This window comes from Rossellomorea sp. RS05 (genome assembly GCF_039822645.1).
GTDB classification, from domain to species: Bacteria; Bacillota; Bacilli; order Bacillales; family Bacillaceae_B; genus Rossellomorea; species Rossellomorea marisflavi_B.
The window spans coordinates 349195-368259 of record NZ_JBDKWY010000001.1 but is presented as its reverse complement, the minus strand read 5'-3'; the positions used below and the strand labels follow the sequence as shown (position 1 = coordinate 368259).

Genomic DNA, 19065 nt, shown 5'->3' with positions numbered 1-19065 from the left:
CCGGAATCTTTTTTGTTATCAGGATTTCTCTACTTCGATCAATAGATCTCCAGGGGAAATGGCATCCCCGTTTGAAACATAGATTTCTTTCACTGTTCCCGCAAACGGGGCTTGAACCGTCGTTTCCATCTTCATCGCTTCTGTAATCATGAGGTGATCTCCTTTTTGGACCTTTTCCCCTTTTTCAGAAACAACTTTGATGACGGTTCCCGGCATGGATGCACCGAGATGTGATTCTTTTTTAGGATCGGCCTTCATTTTGACGGCAACGGTGGATTTAATGCTTTCGTCCCTAATCACCACTTCACGCGGCTGACCGTTCAATTCAAAATAAACGACCCTTGTACCATCCGCCTGAGCTTGTCCGATTGAGACCAATTTGACAATAAGCGTCTTCCCTGTTTCAATCTCGACTTCGATTTCCTCACCAAGCCTCATGCCGAAAAGGAAGGTCGGCGTATCGAGTACGGAAATATCTCCGAATTGATCCACCATACTGGCATATTCCATAAAGACTTTAGGATAAAGGGCATACCCTAGAGCGTCAAAACTCGTCACCTGACGTTTAAGGTCTTCAAATAGTTTCTCTTTCAAAGCGTTGAAGTCCACGTCATCCAGAAGTTCCCCCGGACGGACCGTAATCGGTGTACGGCCTTTGAGGATGACTCGCTGAAGGTCTTCTGGGAAGCCTCCGTGAGGCTGACCTAGGTAGCCTTCGAACAGTTCGATGACTGAGTCAGGGAAATCGATCTTTTCCCCTCTTTCCAGTACCGTCTCCTCGTCCAATTCATTCTGTACCATGAAGAGGGCCATATCCCCCACCACTTTAGAAGACGGGGTAACTTTGACGATATCGCCGAAGAGCTGATTTACCCTCGCGTACATGTCCTTTACTTCTTCCCAGCGATCGCCGAGTCCGACAGCCTTCGCCTGCTGCTGCAAATTGCTGTATTGTCCTCCCGGCATTTCATGCTTATACACTTCCGAATGAGGCGACATCATCCCGCTTTCGAAGTCTGTGTAATACTTACGAACATCCTCCCAATAATGAGACAGGGTCTCGAGGGATTTGATGTCTACCTTCGGCTCCCGCTCCGTCCCCTTCAACGCGTAATAGAGTGTGTTGGCACTAGGCTGGGAGGTCAGGCCGGACATTGTACTGAGAGCTGTATCGACGATGTCCACTCCTGCTTCAACGGCTTTTGCATAAGTATAGATCCCATTCCCGCTTGTGTCATGGGTATGGAGGTGGATCGGCAAGTCAACGGTGCTCTTAAGCTCAGAAATCAGACGATATGCTGACTGAGGCTTGAGGAGACCAGCCATATCTTTGATTGCCAGCATATGGGCCCCGCTTGCTTCCAATTCCCTGGCGATCTCTTTGTAATAATCGATATTATATTTGGCACGCGTTTCGTCTTCAATGTCTCCTGTATAACAGATGGCTGCTTCTGCGATCTTTCCGCTCTGGCGCACCGCATCGATGGCGACTTCCATTCCTTTCACCCAGTTGAGACTGTCAAAGATCCTGAACACATCGATACCTGCATATGATGATTTTTCCACGAACTCACGGATGACATTATCCGGATAGTTTTTGTAGCCTACTGCGTTGGACGCCCTGAGTAGCATCTGGAAGAGGACATTCGGAATACGCTCCCTCAAAGTCAGGAGCCTGTCCCATGGATCTTCCTTCAAGAATCGATACGCAACATCAAAGGTGGCTCCTCCCCACATTTCATAGGAGAAGAGATCCGGCAGCAATTCTGCCGTCGGCTCCGCAATGGCCTTCAGGTCGGTCGTCCTCACGCGGGTCGCGAGAAGCGATTGATGGGCATCACGGAAGGTTGTGTCGGTAAGGAGGACCGACTTCTGCTCCTTCACCCACTCGACAAGGCCATCTGCCCCTTTTTCATCGAGGATCTGTTTCGTCCCCCTTGCCGGTTCAGCTACCGGATTTTGCAAGGAAGGAATACGTGGTTTTGCGAAAACCGGTTTTTTCCTTTTCTCTACACCTGGGAAACCATTGATCGTGACATTCCCGATGTAGGTGAGCATTTTCGTACCCCTATCCTTCCGTTTCGGGAAGAGGAAGAGTTCAGGCGTTGTATCGATGAATGAGGTATCATACTTTCCCGTCACAAATTTTTCGTGTTTCACGACATTTTCAAGGAACGGGATATTGGTCTTGATTCCCCTGATCCTGAATTCCTGGAGGTTCCGCACCATTTTGCTCGCGGCCTGCTCGAACGTGAGGGCCCACGTTGAAAGCTTTACAAGGAGAGAATCATAATATGGGGTGATGACCGCCCCCTGGAAGCCGTTCCCTGCATCGAGCCTTACCCCGAATCCTCCGCCAGAACGGTAGGCCATGATCTTACCTGTATCAGGCATGAATTGATTCAAAGGATCCTCGGTTGTCACACGGGATTGAATCGCAAATCCGTTCGTCCTCACATCTTCTTGTTCAGGGATGCCGAGTTTGTTTCCGTGAAGCGGGTGCCCTTCTGCAATGAGGATCTGCGATTGGACGATATCGACGCCGGTCACCATTTCGGTGATCGTATGCTCGACCTGTACCCGTGGATTGACCTCGATGAAATAAAAGCGTCCGTCTGACACGAGGAACTCGACCGTCCCTGCATTTACATAATCGACGTTTTTCATCAATCTTACTGCTGCTTCACAAATCTCTTCCCTGAGGTCATCTCCTAGGGAAACCGATGGTGCCACCTCGACAACCTTTTGGTGCCTTCTTTGGATCGAGCAGTCCCGCTCATAGAGATGGACGATATTCCCTTCTTCATCCCCGAGGATCTGGACTTCGATATGCTTAGGCTTTTCAACGAATTTCTCAACATAGATCTCATCGTTACCGAAGGCAGCTTTTGCTTCGGATTTAGCACGCTCGTACGCCTCTTTCAGGCTTTCAAGATTCCGTACGATCCGCATTCCGCGTCCGCCCCCGCCCAGGGAAGCTTTGATGATGATCGGGAATCCGTTATCCTTACCGAAGCTGATGACTTCTTCGAGTGACTGAACAGGTCCGTCGGTACCCGGGATGACGGGGATATTGGCTTCTACTGCCTGCTGACGGGCCTTGACCTTGTCACCGAACATATCAAGATGTTTGGTGTGCGGTCCGACGAAGATGATGCCCTCTTCCTCGCATCTCCTGGCAAAATGTATGTTTTCGGATAAGAACCCGTAGCCGGGATGGATCGCATCGACATCTGCCGTCTTGGCGATCCTGATGATATCCTCGATATCAAGGTAGGCGTCGATCGGCTTCTTCCCTTCCCCCACAAGATACGCTTCATCCGCTTTATAGCGATGGTAAGAGCCCGAATCTTCTTTACTGTATACAGCGACAGTGCGGATATTCAGCTCGGTGCATGCCCGAAAGACCCGGATGGCAATTTCTCCACGGTTGGCTACTAATACTTTTTGAATCTTCTTCATACAATCTCTCCTTTTGCTCTTCATGGTTGATGTCTTCATCTATCATTCTATGAAAAAAGGGCTGACCCGAAAGAAGTATCTTAGGGGGCAGACCCTAGACAAAGCAATCATGTTCAACGCATGAATGAATTGGCATTCAATGAGAAAAACCGCATTTTTCTACATTTACATCTTATAAAAATTCCGATTATTAGACATATTCTCCGAAGGAATGTCATTTTCCTTCTTTGTTTTATATTTTTCTTCATAACGATTGAACATTGCGACGTTCACCAGAACGCCCAGTGAAAGGGACAGGACGAGAAGCGATGAGCCTCCATAGCTGATGAATGGTAGCGGGACGCCTGTAATCGGGATGAGTCCTGATACTCCTCCGAGATTGATGAAAGCCTGGATCCCGATCATGCTGGAAATCCCGATGGCGATCATCGTGCCGAAAGGATCTTGGCATTTGACTCCGATGTAGATTCCCCTGAGGACAATATAGGCGAGTCCAAGGATGACAAATGTCACCCCGAAGATGCCGAGCTCTTCGGCTATGATCGCCATGATGAAATCCGTCTGAGGCTCGGGGATATATCCGAGCTTCTGTACGCTCTGGCCTAGACCGAGTCCCTTGACCCCGCCCGATCCGATGGCAAGGTAGGAATTGACGAGCTGGTACCCGATCCCCTGTGCATCCTGGAACGGGGAAAGGTAGGCATTGATCCTGTTCATCCTTACCTCTGTGAAGATATGTCCCCGGGCAAGGTAGATGATCGGTGAGACGATCACTACCAATGCAGCTGCCATCCCGGCTAGCTTGAAGAACGTCTTATGGTTAATTCCGGAACAAAGTATCACGATCAGACCGATGAGGAAGATAATCGCCGCGGTACCGAAGTCTGGCTCCAGGAAGACGATGAAACAGATGAAACCAAGGAATACAAGGGGTGGCGCCAAGCCTCTGTTGAGATCATTTATGTATGCCTGCTTCTTTGAATAGACGGATCCAAGGTAGATGATGACGGCAAGCTTCGCGAACTCGGAAGGTTGAATCCTCATGACTCCGAGGTCGATCCAGCTTTTTGCGTTATTGACGACGCTTCCGAAGAAGTGAACGGATATAAGAAGGGCGATGACCAGAAGCATGAGTGTCTTCAGGACCTTTCCGATTTTGAACGCCTTGTAAGGAAACCAGGCTGCAGCCAGGAAAGCCACAAAGCTGATGACGAGATTCAGCAATTGCTTCTTATAGAAATAATCACTTTCCATACCGAACTTTTCTACAGCAACGACCATGCTGGAGCTGTATACCATCACGAGGCCGAATATGCACAACAGCAGATAGACCCCGATCAGTGAGTAGTCGTATGATTTCAATATTTTTTTGAACATAGCTCTTCAATCCTTTACCATCTATATCTTTATGTATACCGGTTAATAAAAAAACTCAAACAACAGTATGAGGTATTGTTTGAGTTGTCATGTCTATTTTACTTTTTTGTCGATGCTTCATGAAGGGCAGAAAGTTCCCTTTCCAAAGAATCAATTAACTCTTTGCCATCTCTATCATCCACAAGTCCCAAACGGACCGCGAATTCAATTTCACGGGAAAGGCCGAACATCTGAGTGTCCAATACTTCCTCGTACAAAGGACATTGAGGCATCGTTAAATTGTCCATTTGAACTTTGATCAGTTGCAAGATTTTATCTGCATCGGCCTTCAGTAGCTCGTAGGCCTTTTCTCTATGATTGATGGTCATTTCTGACGCCACAGTCGTCCACCCCATTCCGAACAAATAACATTCTGTCTTAAAATTTTATCGTTAAACAGGGTAAAATGCAAGAGAAAACAGAGATTGTGACACCAGTCTATGACAATCATATGAATGAACGGATCGAAGAAATCAGAGATCAGAAAATACTCCAGGAATATTGGGAGCTCAGCATCTCAAGGATCTTCACACCTGCCACGCTGTTTCCCACGTCATCAAGACTAGGACCGAAGAGGCCGATTCCGCATTTGCCGGGTACCGCACCCATCACTCCTCCCGAAACACCGCTTTTGGCAGGAATGCCTACTTTAATGGCAAATTCCCCTGAACGGTTATACATCCCGCATGTCACCATGAAGGTCTTGCAAATCCTTGCCGTATCCTTCGTGATGATGCGCCTGCCCGACCCCGGCTCCACCCCATCATTGGCAAAGACTGCTCCGATCCGCGCCAGATCCATGCAGTTCATTTCAACTGCACATTGTTTCGTATAGAGATCCAGGAGTTCTTCCACATCGATATCGATCACCCCGTGTTGCTTCATGAAATAACAGAGGGCCCTGTTGAGATCGGCGGTTTTGAGCTCAGATTCCGCCACTTCCCGGTTATACGTCACATCATCCCCCGTCATGTGGTTGATGAATGCAATGAGCCGCTCCCACTTTTCACTGCATGTCCCTCCCTTGATCATGGAGGTCACCGCCAGTGCACCGGCATTGATCATGGGGTTGAGCGGTTTTGACGGCTTGTTCGTTTCTAGCTTTGCAATCGAGTTGAAAGGGTCACCCGTAGGCTCCATCCCCACCTTGGAAAATACCTCTTCCTGCCCACAGTCCATCAGGACCAATGCCAGTGTGATCACCTTGGACACACTCTGCAGCGTGAATCTTTTCATATGTGATCCGGCATAGCATGTCCTTCCATCCAGAAAGTGAATGGCAATCGCCAGATCATCCGCATCCTGCTCTTTCAGTGCAGGAATATAATCGGCGACCCGTCCTTCCTTTGTATACGGGGCAGCTTGCCGAATGAGTTCTTCAAGGATCCTTTGTGCTTGTGTCATCGTATCCCCTCCTAAGTATTCATTATCATTCCCTAAAGCCAGCCCTGAAAACACTTCCAATCCATGTGACAAATAGGGGATCAACCTGTATACTTTAGGTATCATCCAGAAGGGGAGATCAATACATGGAAACCATCGTACCAATCAAGGGGAATGTTACATTTCCCATCACATTAGATGCAGGCGTCTGGATCTTTGACGACCGAAAAGTGGATCTTACCACCTATTTCTTACAGACGACAGAAGCGATCGATGAACTTGAAGAATATACGAAAGCCGTATCCCGCCACTGGTCAAGGGAAATCCAGGAAGGTGCCACCTACCCTCCTACACTGAAGACGGAAAAGAAATATGAAAAGGAAAGGGTCTTGACTGGAACGTTCGGCATCCCATTCGCTCCATTCCTGAAAAACGCAGAGCCTCACGCTGATGCTGCCACTGTTGTCATCGAGACGGATAACGGGGAACATGCGATGGCTATGACAGAAGCCCGGGACCTGATCCTCGGCTTCTCGTTGAACGGACGGCCCCTTAAAGAAAACGGGCCGGTCCATGCCTACTACGGAGACGGATCCAATCAAGCAGATCCCATCACATCGGTGAAGGCATTCCGGATCGAATAAACCATACAAAGACGGCCTCGAGGGATACTCACCTCGAGGCCGTCTTTTGCTTCGCCTTGTTATAACAGGTCCGCCGCAAGCTGGGCGAGACCCGATCGCTCACCCTTCATCAATCTGACATGACCGGCGATCGTCTGATCCTTGAACTTTTCCACCACATACGTAAGTCCATTATTGTATTCATCCAGATATGGATGATCAATCTGTGCGGGATCTCCCATCAGGACGATTTTGCTCCTCTCCCCCACCCTGGTGAGGATCGTCTTGACTTCATGCTTCGTCAAGTTCTGAGCCTCATCAATGATGATGAATTGATCCGGGATACTCCTACCACGGATATAGGTGAGGGCCTCCACTTCAATGGAAGCCATGCCGGCAAGGATGTCATCCAGTTCACCGGGCTTCTTGACATTGAACAGATACTCCAGATTATCGAAGATCGGCTGCATCCACGGCCTCAACTTCTCCTGTTTTTCGCCAGGAAGATAGCCGATATCCTTTCCGACGGGCACGATGGGACGCGCCACTAAGAGCTTATTGAATTTGTGGAAGTCCTCGGTCTGAAGCAACCCCGCCGCAAGTGCGAGGAGCGTCTTCCCGGTACCGGCCTTCCCGATCATGGTCACAAGGGAAATGTCGTCCCTCAGGAGCAGTTCCGTCGCCATGAGTTGCTGCACATTCCTCGCCTTGATCCCCCACATATGCTCCTGATCGTATACGAGCTTCCTCAGCTTCTGCCCTTGCTGATCCACCCTCCCGAGTGCCGAAGCCGAACTTCCCAGTGCATCTTTCAAAATGATGAATTCGTGAGGGTATAATCTGTGTGCGCTGACCTCCGACAGGGGAAGCTCCCCCTTCTCGTAAAATCGATCCAATACCTCTTTGTCTACATACACCTCTTCAAAACCGGTGTACACATCATTCACTTCCACCACCCGGTCACTGAGGAAATCCTCCGCAATCAATCCGATGGCATCGGCTTTCACCCTGACAAGGGTATCTTTACTGACAAGGATGACCGTCTTCCCTCCGGTTTTCGCTTCTTCTTCGAGGGAAAGGTTTTTTGCTACTGCTATGATCCTGTTATCATTTGTTTTTTCCACAAAAATATCTTGAAGCTGCTGGAAGGATCGGTGATTCAATTCGATCCGCAGGGAGCCGCCTGTATAGAGAGGAATTTTTTCATGGAGCTTTCCGTTTTGCCGAAGTTGATCTATGAGTTTCGATACATGTCTTGCGTTTCTTCCGACTTCATCCATATAACGCTTCTTCGAATCCACTTCTTCGAGTACAACGGCTGGGATGACCACCTCATTATCCTGGAAGGAAAAGATGGCCTGTGGATCTTGTAATAAGACATTGGTATCCAGTACATAAATTTTATTCAAATCGATGCCTCCTGCTCCTTATTCTTAACACTATTGTATGTAGCCTCTCGACTTCCGGTCATTCCAGCTACCTAATAGGACGGCCCGTTTCTCAAATATATGTACGAGCGTATAAAGATAGAAGAACATTACACAATAAGAAGAAAGAATGATCCAAATCAGGGAGGTTTGTATATGAACAGATTCATCCTGCTCCTTCTGACCCTCACCTTCATCACGGCTTGTGCCCGAAACACCGATGAAGCTCAGGGTGAGCGTTACGGTAATCAGCCGATCACCGTTAACGACAGCAACATCCCCAAGCGGGTGGAACGAAAGTCCGGTCAACAGATTTCAGAACATCTTGTCAACCTGAGCACATCAATCCCCAATGTCCATGATGCCACTGCCGTCGTCATAGGGAAATATGCCTTTGTAGGCATCGATGTCGGTGCCAATGTTGAAAGGTCTCAGGTCGGCACGATTAAATACTCCGTGGCTGAAGCACTTCAGGAAGACCCATATGGTGCACAAGCTGTTATTGTCGCTGATCCCGACATGTATGCCCGACTGAAAGAAATCAGCAAGGATGTCCAAAACGGACGGCCCCTCCAAGGGATCTTCAATGAACTATCCGATATATCGGGAAGGCTGATGCCCGAAGTTCCGAAGTCCCTTAAGGATACGAATCCCGAAAATGGTCCCGATAACCCTAAAGGGGATATGAACAGGTCTAATGACCGACAGCTCAAAAAAGAACAAGAAAAGCAATCCTACGACAAGATTGACTGAACAAAAAGAAGCCATGAAGAGGCATCATGCCTTTTTCATGGCTTCTAACACTTGGCGGTCCAATCTTTCCGCCGCAGATTTATCATAGGTTTTTTCATACACCGGTTCTACAGAGATTTTGGAGCCATAAAACATCACGTCCCTCACTTCATGGATCGCCAGTCTGATGAGCGATACCTTCAGTGGGACTCCTTCCAGGCGCGGCAGTAGAACGGACGACTTTCCTGAAATGGAATAAGAGGACCCGTTCGCAATGACATTGACCACTGTCAGCGGGTTTTGCCCTATGTTTTGAATGATTCTCGATTTTTGGTCTACCGCAAACAGAAGAGACGTTTCGTCCTTTGCATAAATCCATGAAATCGCACTGACATTCGGTCCACCGGTTTCGAAATCCACCGTGGACAGCGTGACGAATCTCTCTGATTGAAAACAATCATATAAATCGGGAAAAAGCGAATGTTCTACCTGGTTTGCCATCCAATCCCCCCTAGACTCTCTAATGTGGCCTCGGAATCTTACACTTTCAGTATATCAGAGCTCTCATACAGTTGCATGTATTTATTTTCCTCATCTTTATGAACCGACGCAAGACGACCGGGACTGCTCATGATATACTATGACTAATGAGAAATTGAATCGAGGTGTCACATATGAGAGTTAAATGCGCACTATGCGATGTAATTGATAACATTGAGGATTATTCGCTTCAAGCAAAACGACTGAGGAATCGCCCTATTCACACATATATGTGTAATCAATGCAATGAACGCATCAAAAAAAGGACCGAAGAACGCGCAGCTTCCGGCAACTTCAAGCTGTACCGTTCCCCTAAAGTGGATGATGACTTTTAATGGGTAAGGGTGCTTTGATCGGGCTGTTGGCAGGAACATTCTTGGGTCTTATATTAAAAGCGTTTCAGTTCATGACCGATATAGGGGTTTATACATTGTTATTGAATGTAGACTTCCTCCCTTTCTTCGGCAGCATCCTTTGGCCAGAATGGATGGAATTTTTGTTTCACCTCATCATCGCCGTCATCATGGGGATGCTCTACGGTTGGGTGCTGGACAAATGGAACCTTAATAAGACTTGGCGTTGGTGGTTTTCCTTCATCTTGACAGCACCGACGATCCTCCTGTATTTCCCTTTGTCTTACCTCGCCCTGAAGGAGGTTCCTCCTATGGACGACATGGCAGCTATCGCCTTATGGACGATCGGTCACCTTGCTTTCGGTGTATCCATGCCTATGCTTTACGAGATGTTTACAAAAAAAAGGCGGCAGTCAATTATATGACTGCTGCCTTTTTGGTTTTCCGTCCCCTTTGACGGTGATGTGGGAGTGCTTCAAGATGATGGGGTACGGTTTCGTCAGATATTCCCTTTTCTCTTTTCGTTGTTCAGGCGCACCTTATAGATGATGAGAATGAGTGCCGCGATGACCAATCCCTCCGCCACCGGGAGGAAAATCCCGAGGAACGTCAAGACCGTGCATCCCATCACAAGGAAAAGATAGATCACAATCGATTTGGCAATCGGAAGTTTCTTGGCGAATCCCAGCTTGTACACAAGGATGGATAGACCGATGATGGTCAGATACAATAGCCACATCCCCAGTTCCGCGTTCTGATCCACACGGTAAAGGGATGCAAAAAAGGATAACCTCTCCGTTACATCCATACCCTACTCCCCCTTAACGCTTATTCCTTACTTATCAGCTGTTTTTTTCTTTTTCTCAGCTCTTTCACGCTCGCTCTTATCAAGGATCTTCTTACGAAGACGGATGGATTCAGGTGTCACTTCGCAATACTCATCATCATTCAGATATTCGAGTGACTCTTCAAGCGTCATGATTCGTGCTTTTTTGATTGTCACCGTTTGATCTTTTGTAGCTGAACGGACGTTCGTCGCTTGCTTCATCTTCGTGATATTGACTGTGATGTCATTTTCACGAGTGTTTTCACCTACGACCATACCTGCATAGATTTCTGTACCGGATTCAACGAAGATCGTACCGCGGTCCTCAACCTGCATGATGCCGTATTGAGTGGTTTTACCTGTTTCCATTGATACAAGGACACCTTGGCGTCTGCCACCTACGCGACCTTGCTGAAGCGGTTGATAGCTGTCGAATGTATGGTTAATGATACCATACCCTCTTGTGAGTGTCATGAACTCAGTAGAGTATCCGATCAATCCACGAGCAGGAACCATGAATACAAGACGAACCTGACCGTTTCCGTTATTGATCATGTCGAGCATTTCACCTTTACGCTGTCCGAGTGATTCGATGACACCGCCCATGAACTCCTCAGGAATATCAATTTGAACGCGTTCAACCGGCTCACATTTCACTCCATCCACTTCACGTACGATGACTTCTGGTTTCGATACTTGAAGCTCATATCCTTCACGGCGCATGTTCTCGATCAAGATGGAAAGGTGAAGCTCCCCACGACCTGATACTGTCCAAGCATCCGGTGAATCAGTCGGCTCGACACGGAGACTTACATCCGTTTGAAGCTGGGATAGAAGTCTTTCTTCGATTTTCCTTGCAGTGACGAATTTACCTTCACGACCTGCAAATGGGCTGTTGTTCACAAGGAACGTCATTTGAAGGGTAGGCTCATCGATACGTAGGACCGGTAGTGGATCTTGATGTTCGACCGGACAAACGGTTTCCCCTACGTTGATGTCTTCCATACCTGATACAGCAATCAAATCTCCCGCATTCGCTTCTTGGATTTCAACCCGTTTCAATCCGAGGAAACCGAAGATCTTGGTAACACGGAATGATTTGATGGATCCATCAAGCTTCATCAATGAAACCTGTTGACCCACTCTCATCGTTCCACGGAATACACGTCCGATACCGATACGTCCCACATAGTCATTGTAATCGAGAAGGGCCACTTGGAATTGAAGTGGGTCTTGACGATTATCAACCGGTGCAGGGATGTTTTCAATGATGGACTCATACAGGCACTGCATGTTCTCATCTTGTTTGGACGGATCCGGATCCGTGCTTGCCGTACCGCTGATGGCCGATGCATAGATTACAGGGAATTCAAGCTGTTCGTCATTGGCATCAAGCTCGATGAATAGTTCCAGTACTTCGTCGATGACTTCTTCCGGACGGGCAGAATCTTTATCGATTTTGTTTACGACTACGATTGGCGTAAGGTTTTGTTCGAGTGCTTTCTTCAGTACGAAACGCGTTTGAGGCATGCAGCCTTCGTATGCATCGACTACAAGAAGGACACCATCGACCATTTTCATGATCCGTTCCACTTCTCCACCGAAATCGGCATGTCCAGGTGTGTCTAGGATGTTGATGCGCGTATCTTTATATTGGATCGCAGTATTTTTCGCAAGGATCGTGATACCGCGTTCGCGTTCAAGGTCGTTTGAATCCATGGCACGTTCCGATACAGTTTCATTTTCACGGAAGATACCGGATTGCTTCAACAGCTCATCAACCAATGTTGTTTTACCATGGTCAACGTGAGCAATAATTGCTATATTTCTAAGATCATTTCTTAAGTTCATATTTCCACTCCTGAATATATTGGATTTCATTCCTGACTTGATTTCTGTTCAACTAGACCATTATAGCACAGCGTTTATAAATCCCCTAATAAATATTTCTCTCGCAAACCCTTACATTTACAGGCTGCAGACATTGCACATTCTTTCCCGCAAGGGTAAAATCATACGTATAGCAAGCATATTCATTCAACGGAGGTATCAAAATGGGGAATATAAAATGGATTTTTGTCCTGTTTTCACTATTAGCGGCCATCTCCCTCATGGGAATTGCCATATCCATAAGTGTTCAAAGCATCTTACTAGCCCTTGGGAGTTTCATCGCCCTCATCATCGTCATGGGATTCGGTTTCAAAACCAAGAAGCGCTATAGGGAAGAAGGAAGATTATAAAAAATAAAGGTGCCGATAGGAGAAATCCCTCCACTCGGCACCTTTTTTATTGAACTACTTTTTGATGTACGTATCCAAGATCGTTTGGTGCAGTTCCGGCTTTCCGACGAACACCGAACTCTTTTTGAGGGGATCCAATTCATTCCCTTCAAGATCGGTCACTACTCCTCCGACCTCCTCGATCAGGATCTTGCCGGCTGCAAAGTCCCAGGGAGCAAGCCTCATGGTCAGATACGCATCAAGCCTGCCGGCAGCGATGTAGGCCATTTCGATCGCCGCAGATCCGTATGACCGGATTCCCCTTGCCTTTTGGACAAGCGGGCCAAGGACTGAAGGGTCGATTCGCTTGTTATCCGTCACCCAAAGGGCGTTGAGGGCAACGATGGCATCCTCTACGGGAACCGCCTCCAGTTCCGGTAGCCTCTGACCATTCATTCACTACCTGGCCGCTGACGCTGCCGGTCTGATAAGATCCAGTTCTACACCCAGTCTGATAGCCTGTCGGGCGTTACTGACGCCCAGTTTCACGACCACATTCTTGATGTGAAACTTCACGGTACTCACAGAAATGCCCGTAATAGCGGCAATCTCAGCATAGGTTTTGCCCATACTCGCCCAGTACAACACCTCATTTTCACGCGAGGAAAATATCGTTTTGTCCGCGCTCTGATTTAACGCCGGGGCTCGCTCGCCTTCGGTACCGGCCAGGCGGTACATCTGCTCGTTAAAATCAATCAGCAGCATCTGCATCGTGCCCTGTTCGGCAGCAAGGCGTTGCTCCAGCGCAGTCTGATCGTTGCCTTTAATGATCACGGACAACAGAGCAAGGTTGTTCATGTGGTCATGCAGGACATAGGTAAAGCCGTTAACGATGTTGTATTGCTTGGATAAAGAGAAAATTTTGGTGAACCGCAGGTCGGACATCAGCGTAATATTCTCATCCCAGGCAAACGGCGAGGTGCGTTTAAAGGCCGTGAGAATAACCGGATCGGTCAGCTGAAAGTTGTTAGCGCGGTATAACCTAATCCATTCGTCAGGATAACTGGAAATAATCAGAACATTTGAAGGATTTTTTTTGCTCACAACAGTGTAAGCGTAATCCGGACTACCCAGCGGAGATAACTTTCTCTGTATGTAAGTCTGAAGCGTATCCGTTATTGTTTGATTTTCAAGGAAAAAAGAAAACATTCAGGCTCCATGCTGCTTCTTTTACTTAACGTGGACTTAACCTGCACTATAGTACAGGCAAGATGATACTTAAGAGTAACTTACAATGAATCATTCAGAGGTTACAATGGCTTCAGTTGTTTAGCGGTAAAAAAAAACCTGACCTGTACGGCCAGGTCGCTAAAACAGCCAACACTAGGGAAAACGTCCGGCCAGACGTCACAAAATATAAAGTGATGCTGGCCGGGACACTCATAGTAACATCTTTGAAACATTTGTACAAACATTCACGGTTACTCAATCTGCAGGAACGCCCCTTCCCCTTTACTGGCGAAGTATAGCTCATCATGCACGACATCATAGATATAACCAAGCTTCCCGACAGCTCCGTCATAGATGCCGATTGAAATGGCGAAATTCCGCTGCTGATGAACGAAATTCATGGTTCCATCGATGGGATCAATGATCCATGTGACTCCTTCAAGTTTATGTAAATCGTCTCCGAAGCCTTCTTCTCCCATAATCTGATGATCGGGGTATGTATGGCGGATGGCTTCAGTGAAATATTTCTCTGTCGCCTCATCCATATCGGTCACAAGATCGTTACGATTAGACTTCGTTTTAATGCTTAACTCCGAATCAAAAGATGTGCGGATGCGCTCTCCGGCTTCCTTGATCCAGCTTCTCACGTTTTGGTCGAGTTCAATCCAGTTTGTCATGCAAGCAATCCTCCTATGTATCGGATGAGCGTGGGCTTCCTTTAGCTCATAAGTGTAATGGAAAAATGAGGCTCTTTCAAGCAACAGCACTTGGCGTTCCTGGCCCGGGCATAAAAATACGGACCTGAGTGACTCCATTCAGGATCCGTTTTTTAACTTGTATTCATCATTTTTAGTATTTACCTCGTTATGAAAGTGATTCTATAAAGCCTTCAGTTTCATCAATTCTTCACGGATGCCCATCAATTTTTGCTTTGAATTGCTCTGAAGTTGTTCATCATTCATCTGGATGGCTTCAAAAAGGACGGCAAGTTCATAGTCCATTTCCAACCTCAACACATTCATCCTTTGCTGTTGGACATCCCTTTTTTTAGACGTATTCATTACCTGTTTCATTTTCCTACACCCCTTCCGGAAGTTTTATCTGATTGTTCTGATAATATTTACTACATGTTATGAGAAATTCTCCATCTTGTAACTAAAATGTGCCATTACCTATCTGCAAAGCATCCCGGCTACACCCTCCCATTCCTATATGCTACGATAGCCTTGTACAAGGAGGGTTAAAGATGAAATTCAATGGATTTACAGAAGAAGATTTTAACGTATTCTCGATCGATGGCCTCGATGCCAGGATGGAAGCGATCGTGGAGAAGGTCCGTCCGAAATTGGACCTCCTCGGGCAACATTTCGCCCATTCCCTTTCGGTTATGACAGGGGATGAAGTCCACTATCATGTTGCAAAGCATGCCAGACGTTCAGTCAACCCGCCCAATGATACGTGGGTGGCATTTGCATCCGATAAGAGGGGGTATAAAAAGCACCCTCACTTCCAGATCGGCTTATGGGGTACTCATCTGTTCATCTGGTTCGCCATGATCTATGAGGCACCTGGCAAGGCTGATTTCGGCCGAAAAATCGAACAGCATGTGGACGAAATTCCAGAGATGATACCAGGGGAATTCGTCTGGTCGGGTGATCACATGAAACCGGGTGCCACCCCTTACGAATCAATGAGCAAGGATGACCTCTTGACCCTTGCCAAAAGGGTTCAAACCGTGAAAAAAGCTGAATTGCTTTGCGGACTCCATCTGGATCGAGATACGGTGACAAAGATGAGCGGTGAGGAATTGATGGACAGAATCACCGTCGCCTTTGAAACACTTTTACCCCTATATAAAATGAGCTAAACCTGTCAGGGACAAGGGAATGGGCTCAAACAAAAGGCGGCCTGCTGAGAAGCAAGGCCGCCTTTTGTTACAATGAGATCCTACCGCTTTCCGGCTGGTCCTTCATCTTTTTGATGACGTGATAGGACGAATAACCGCTCGACTGCTGAAACTCGTCGCAGATTCTCTTTTCATCTGCTTTACCTGGTACGATTTCCTTAAAACGCTTGTATTTCTTCATCAATACATCCCGATCGATGCTTTTTTCATATGCTTGTTCGATTGATTCAAAGAAGGCGATCACGTCGATGACCTCTTCCGTTGTCCAATCAATATCAAAGGGATATTGGTATTCCATTCATCTACACTCCTTACGACCATTTACGACGGATACTCTCACCCTCGAGGATCATACGGGATATCAATTCGTCCACGGTAGGGATATCTTTGATCAATCCCATCACCTGACCTGCCCATGCAAACCCTTCGGCCGTATTTCCTTCTTGAGCAAACTTCCGGTTGGCTTCACCGCTGATGAAATCCTTCAGCCCTTCATATCCCGCATTCTCTTTTTCTCTATCGAGTATCGCCGAAGTCCAGTCATTCAAGATGACCCTCGCCGGGGCTCCGAGAGTTCGTTTAATCACCACTGTACCATTCTCATCCCCTGCAATCAAGGCGCTTTTATACGCATCGGACGCATGTACACATTCTTTTGTAGCGATGAATCTCGTCCCCATCTCGACTCCTTCGGCACCAAAGGAAAGCGCGGCCATCAATCCTCTTCCATCCCCTACACCTCCACTCGCTACAACTGGGATCGACACGGCATCGACCACCTGAGGGATCAATACGAAGGTCCCGACATCTCCTTTGCCGAGATGTCCCCCTCCCTCTTGCCCCACCACCATGACGATATCGGCACCGAGCTGTTCTGCCTTTACAGCCTGTCGTTTCGAAGCCACAAGAACCAATTTAACTATCTCCGTTCCTTCAAGCCTCTCCAATATCGGAGCTGGATTTCCACCAGTTACTGAGATCACCGGGACCCCTTCTTCAATAGCTGCCTCCACATACTCCTTGTATGGACGGCCATGCTGACCGATGGCAAAATTCACACCGAACGGTTTATCTGTCATGGTTTTGATCTTTTGGATTTCACGTTTGACCTCCATAGGGGATTCCATAGACATGGCCGTGATCTGACCAAGGCCCCCCGCATTTGAAACTGCTGCCGCAAGCTCTGCGTAAGCGAGATGAGCCAGCCCCCCTTGAATGATGGGGTATGTAATCTTTAATTTGTCTGTCACCCTTGTACTCCATTCCATCCTTTATCCCTCCTGTCTTACTCACCTATTCTTCAATGAAGGCAAAAATCCTTCCCAGAACCTGCTCATTCAGAATGGAAGTCACACACCACTATGCAAAGAATGGGCGAAATGCTATAATTCATATGTTTGTTAGTACAACTGTCTGATTTCTAGTATAATGAAAAGTTCAAGAAGACTTTAAAGAGGTGTTTACTACATTGTCCCAGCATGATACGCCGTTATTTACCGGCTTAATGAATCATAGTAAAAAAAACCCTGTACAATTCCATATCCCCGGACATAAGAAGGGGGCAGGGATGGACCCTGAATTCAAGGAGTTCATCGGTGAAAATGCCCTTTCCATTGACCTGATCAACATTGCCCCGTTGGATGACTTGCACCAGCCGAAGGGAATGATCAAAGAAGCCCAGGATCTGGCTGCGAAAGCCTTTGGCGCTGATCATACATTCTTCTCTGTGCAAGGGACAAGCGGCGCCATCATGACCATGGTGATGAGTGTATGCGGACCCGGAGATAAAATCATCGTTCCGCGTAATGTTCATAAATCCGTCATGTCCGCCATCGTATTCTCAGGTGCGACCCCTGTTTTCATCCATCCGGATATTGATGAGAATCTAGGGATTTCCCACGGGATCACAACAGATGCCGTTGCCCGCGCCCTGGAACAGAATCCCGATGCGAAAGGCGTTCTCGTCATCAATCCGACGTATTTCGGAATATCGGCAGATCTGAAGAAAATCGTGGAGATCGCACACTCATATGATGTTCCAGTCCTTGTAGATGAAGCGCACGGCGTTCATATCCATTTTCACGATGACCTGCCCCTTTCTGCCATGCAGGCCGGCGCAGATCTCGCTGCAACCAGCGTGCACAAACTGGGAGGGTCCATGACGCAGAGTTCGGTACTCAATATGAAGAACGGTCTTGTCTCTCCGAAAAGGGTTCAGACCATTCTTAGCATGCTGACGACAACATCGACTTCCTACCTGCTTCTTGCCTCATTGGATGTGGCAAGGAAGCGTCTTGCCACTGAAGGTCACGAGCTTATCTCAAGAACCATCGACCTTTCCGAACGCATGCGTGACGAAATCAACGGCATTGAAGGGCTGTATTGCGTAGGGAAAGAAATCCTTGGTACAAAAGCAACTTTCGACTATGATCCAACCAAGCTGATCATCTCTGTAAAGGATCTCGGAATCAGCGGATTCGATGCTGAAAAATGGCTGCGGGAATCCCATAATATTGAGGTTGAATTATCCGATCTTTATAACATTCTTTGTATCATCACACCAGGTGATACTGAAAAGGACGCTTCCACATTGGTAAGTGCACTCAAAGAGCTTACTGAAAAGTTGAAACAGGACGGAGCCCGCGATCCAATCACGGTCATGCTGCCTGACATCCCCGTACTATCCATCACGCCGAGGGATGCCTTTTATGCAGAAACCGAAGTCATCCCCATCGATAAAACGGTGGGAAGGACGATTGCAGAATTCATCATGGTGTACCCTCCCGGCATTCCGATCTTCATTCCAGGTGAGATCATCACGAAGGAAAATATCGAATACATCAAAACGAATATTGAAGCCGGACTGCCTGTACAAGGACCTGAAGATTATGATTTACGCCATCTTCGCGTCATCAAAGAACATCGTGCAATCCGTTGATAAAAAAAGG

The 19065-nt window shown here is 47.4% G+C and carries 20 protein-coding genes and 1 pseudogene; 7 read left to right on the top strand and 14 right to left on the bottom strand.

Annotation, left to right across the window (positions count from 1 at the left end; all coding sequences use genetic code 11):
- Positions 1-18 precede the first annotated feature (18 nt).
- From pyc to glsA, 4 genes are all read right to left on the bottom strand, one after another.
- Complete coding sequence (pyc, locus tag ABJ225_RS01940) at positions 19-3462, bottom strand: pyruvate carboxylase (protein ID WP_347318161.1); 3444 nt, start codon at positions 3460-3462, stop codon at positions 19-21.
- A gap of 165 nt (positions 3463-3627) precedes the next feature.
- Positions 3628-4839 carry an FtsW/RodA/SpoVE family cell cycle protein gene (locus ABJ225_RS01935; protein ID WP_056537489.1) on the bottom strand — a complete coding sequence of 404 codons (1212 nt, stop codon included), beginning with the start codon at positions 4837-4839 and terminating at the stop codon, positions 3628-3630.
- 98 nt (positions 4840-4937) lie between these two features.
- Positions 4938-5219 (bottom strand): Fpa/YlaN family protein, encoded by a 282-nt coding sequence (locus tag ABJ225_RS01930; protein WP_056537492.1) that lies wholly within the window; start codon positions 5217-5219, stop codon positions 4938-4940.
- A 139-nt stretch (positions 5220-5358) separates the two neighbouring features.
- On the bottom strand, positions 5359-6282 hold the full coding sequence (gene glsA, locus ABJ225_RS01925; RefSeq protein WP_079515896.1) for a glutaminase A: 924 nt from the start codon (positions 6280-6282) through the stop codon (positions 5359-5361).
- Between the two features lie 125 nt (positions 6283-6407).
- Here glsA and ABJ225_RS01920 point away from each other — a divergent pair, with 125 nt between their 5' ends.
- Entirely contained in the window at positions 6408-6905 is a 498-nt protein-coding gene (locus ABJ225_RS01920; RefSeq protein ID WP_079515895.1) for a hypothetical protein, read from the top strand.
- A 59-nt stretch (positions 6906-6964) separates the two neighbouring features.
- Here ABJ225_RS01920 and ABJ225_RS01915 read toward each other — a convergent pair whose 3' ends face one another.
- Entirely contained in the window at positions 6965-8293 is a 1329-nt protein-coding gene (locus tag ABJ225_RS01915; RefSeq protein WP_056537501.1) for a PhoH family protein, read from the bottom strand.
- Positions 8294-8467: 174 nt separating this feature from the next.
- Between ABJ225_RS01915 and ABJ225_RS01910 the strand changes: the two genes are divergently transcribed.
- A complete protein-coding gene (locus ABJ225_RS01910) occupies positions 8468-9064 on the top strand; it encodes a YhcN/YlaJ family sporulation lipoprotein (protein WP_056537504.1) in 597 nt (198 codons plus the stop codon).
- A gap of 24 nt (positions 9065-9088) precedes the next feature.
- Here the strand turns inward: ABJ225_RS01910 and ABJ225_RS01905 are convergent, their stop codons facing one another.
- Positions 9089-9544 carry a pyridoxamine 5'-phosphate oxidase family protein gene (locus tag ABJ225_RS01905; protein ID WP_218245819.1) on the bottom strand — a complete coding sequence of 152 codons (456 nt, stop codon included), beginning with the start codon at positions 9542-9544 and terminating at the stop codon, positions 9089-9091.
- Between the two features lie 173 nt (positions 9545-9717).
- Here ABJ225_RS01905 and ABJ225_RS01900 point away from each other — a divergent pair, with 173 nt between their 5' ends.
- Both ABJ225_RS01900 and ABJ225_RS01895 read left to right on the top strand, forming a co-directional pair.
- Positions 9718-9918: a YlaI family protein gene (locus ABJ225_RS01900; RefSeq protein ID WP_053427418.1), complete on the top strand. Its 201-nt coding sequence runs from the start codon at positions 9718-9720 to the stop codon at positions 9916-9918.
- Positions 9918-10361, top strand: a complete 444-nt coding sequence (locus ABJ225_RS01895; protein ID WP_056537510.1) for a hypothetical protein — start codon at positions 9918-9920, stop codon at positions 10359-10361. Before ABJ225_RS01900 ends, ABJ225_RS01895 begins: the two co-directional genes overlap by 1 nt.
- A gap of 74 nt (positions 10362-10435) precedes the next feature.
- Here ABJ225_RS01895 and ABJ225_RS01890 read toward each other — a convergent pair whose 3' ends face one another.
- The gene (locus tag ABJ225_RS01890; protein WP_048004185.1) at positions 10436-10744 is read right to left on the bottom strand and encodes a YlaH-like family protein; all 309 of its coding nucleotides are present in this window, start codon (positions 10742-10744) and stop codon (positions 10436-10438) included.
- Between the two features lie 27 nt (positions 10745-10771).
- Positions 10772-12613: a translational GTPase TypA gene (gene typA / locus ABJ225_RS01885; RefSeq protein ID WP_053427420.1), complete on the bottom strand. Its 1842-nt coding sequence runs from the start codon at positions 12611-12613 to the stop codon at positions 10772-10774.
- 203 nt (positions 12614-12816) lie between these two features.
- Here typA and ABJ225_RS01880 point away from each other — a divergent pair, with 203 nt between their 5' ends.
- The gene (locus tag ABJ225_RS01880; RefSeq protein ID WP_056537512.1) at positions 12817-13002 is read left to right on the top strand and encodes a YlaF family protein; all 186 of its coding nucleotides are present in this window, start codon (positions 12817-12819) and stop codon (positions 13000-13002) included.
- A gap of 54 nt (positions 13003-13056) precedes the next feature.
- Here ABJ225_RS01880 and ABJ225_RS01875 read toward each other — a convergent pair.
- The 4 genes and pseudogenes from ABJ225_RS01875 to ABJ225_RS01860 form a co-directional block, all read right to left on the bottom strand.
- A pseudogene (locus ABJ225_RS01875) lies at positions 13057-13437 on the bottom strand (inositol monophosphatase family protein); the annotation flags it as partial.
- Positions 13438-13440: 3 nt separating this feature from the next.
- Complete coding sequence (locus ABJ225_RS01870) at positions 13441-14190, bottom strand: helix-turn-helix transcriptional regulator (RefSeq protein ID WP_006119203.1); 750 nt, start codon at positions 14188-14190, stop codon at positions 13441-13443.
- A gap of 272 nt (positions 14191-14462) precedes the next feature.
- On the bottom strand, positions 14463-14888 hold the full coding sequence (locus tag ABJ225_RS01865) for an inositol monophosphatase family protein (protein WP_347318155.1): 426 nt from the start codon (positions 14886-14888) through the stop codon (positions 14463-14465).
- A 201-nt stretch (positions 14889-15089) separates the two neighbouring features.
- Positions 15090-15284 (bottom strand): hypothetical protein, encoded by a 195-nt coding sequence (locus tag ABJ225_RS01860; protein WP_053427423.1) that lies wholly within the window; start codon positions 15282-15284, stop codon positions 15090-15092.
- 173 nt (positions 15285-15457) lie between these two features.
- Between ABJ225_RS01860 and ABJ225_RS01855 the strand changes: the two genes are divergently transcribed.
- Entirely contained in the window at positions 15458-16078 is a 621-nt protein-coding gene (locus ABJ225_RS01855; protein WP_347318153.1) for a YktB family protein, read from the top strand.
- Positions 16079-16145: 67 nt separating this feature from the next.
- Here the strand turns inward: ABJ225_RS01855 and ABJ225_RS01850 are convergent, their stop codons facing one another.
- Positions 16146-16415: a UPF0223 family protein gene (locus ABJ225_RS01850; RefSeq protein WP_053427425.1), complete on the bottom strand. Its 270-nt coding sequence runs from the start codon at positions 16413-16415 to the stop codon at positions 16146-16148.
- A 13-nt stretch (positions 16416-16428) separates the two neighbouring features.
- A complete protein-coding gene (locus ABJ225_RS01845; protein WP_347318151.1) occupies positions 16429-17385 on the bottom strand; it encodes an NAD(P)H-dependent flavin oxidoreductase in 957 nt (318 codons plus the stop codon).
- A 200-nt stretch (positions 17386-17585) separates the two neighbouring features.
- Between ABJ225_RS01845 and ABJ225_RS01840 the strand changes: the two genes are divergently transcribed.
- A complete protein-coding gene (locus ABJ225_RS01840) occupies positions 17586-19055 on the top strand; it encodes an aminotransferase class I/II-fold pyridoxal phosphate-dependent enzyme (protein WP_347319285.1) in 1470 nt (489 codons plus the stop codon).
- Positions 19056-19065: the final 10 nt, after the last annotated feature.

Excerpts from the sequence above, each read along its gene's own strand:
- ABJ225_RS01905 (WP_218245819.1), bottom strand. The coding sequence starts at position 9,544 with ATGGCAAACCAGGTAGAACATTCGCTTTTTCCCGATTTATATGATTGT.
- ABJ225_RS01935 (WP_056537489.1), bottom strand. The coding sequence starts at position 4,839 with ATGTTCAAAAAAATATTGAAATCATACGACTACTCACTGATCGGGGTC.
- ABJ225_RS01870 (WP_006119203.1), bottom strand. The coding sequence starts at position 14,190 with ATGTTTTCTTTTTTCCTTGAAAATCAAACAATAACGGATACGCTTCAG.
- ABJ225_RS01880 (WP_056537512.1), top strand. The coding sequence starts at position 12,817 with ATGGGGAATATAAAATGGATTTTTGTCCTGTTTTCACTATTAGCGGCC.
- typA (WP_053427420.1), bottom strand. The coding sequence starts at position 12,613 with ATGAACTTAAGAAATGATCTTAGAAATATAGCAATTATTGCTCACGTT.
- pyc (WP_347318161.1), bottom strand. The coding sequence starts at position 3,462 with ATGAAGAAGATTCAAAAAGTATTAGTAGCCAACCGTGGAGAAATTGCC.
- ABJ225_RS01845 (WP_347318151.1), bottom strand. The coding sequence starts at position 17,385 with ATGGAATGGAGTACAAGGGTGACAGACAAATTAAAGATTACATACCCC.
- ABJ225_RS01920 (WP_079515895.1), top strand. The coding sequence starts at position 6,408 with ATGGAAACCATCGTACCAATCAAGGGGAATGTTACATTTCCCATCACA.
- ABJ225_RS01855 (WP_347318153.1), top strand. The coding sequence starts at position 15,458 with ATGAAATTCAATGGATTTACAGAAGAAGATTTTAACGTATTCTCGATC.
- ABJ225_RS01895 (WP_056537510.1), top strand. The coding sequence starts at position 9,918 with ATGGGTAAGGGTGCTTTGATCGGGCTGTTGGCAGGAACATTCTTGGGT.
- ABJ225_RS01900 (WP_053427418.1), top strand. The coding sequence starts at position 9,718 with ATGAGAGTTAAATGCGCACTATGCGATGTAATTGATAACATTGAGGAT.
- glsA (WP_079515896.1), bottom strand. The coding sequence starts at position 6,282 with ATGACACAAGCACAAAGGATCCTTGAAGAACTCATTCGGCAAGCTGCC.
- ABJ225_RS01890 (WP_048004185.1), bottom strand. The coding sequence starts at position 10,744 with ATGGATGTAACGGAGAGGTTATCCTTTTTTGCATCCCTTTACCGTGTG.
- ABJ225_RS01850 (WP_053427425.1), bottom strand. The coding sequence starts at position 16,415 with ATGGAATACCAATATCCCTTTGATATTGATTGGACAACGGAAGAGGTC.
- ABJ225_RS01860 (WP_053427423.1), bottom strand. The coding sequence starts at position 15,284 with ATGAAACAGGTAATGAATACGTCTAAAAAAAGGGATGTCCAACAGCAA.
- ABJ225_RS01910 (WP_056537504.1), top strand. The coding sequence starts at position 8,468 with ATGAACAGATTCATCCTGCTCCTTCTGACCCTCACCTTCATCACGGCT.
- ABJ225_RS01865 (WP_347318155.1), bottom strand. The coding sequence starts at position 14,888 with ATGACAAACTGGATTGAACTCGACCAAAACGTGAGAAGCTGGATCAAG.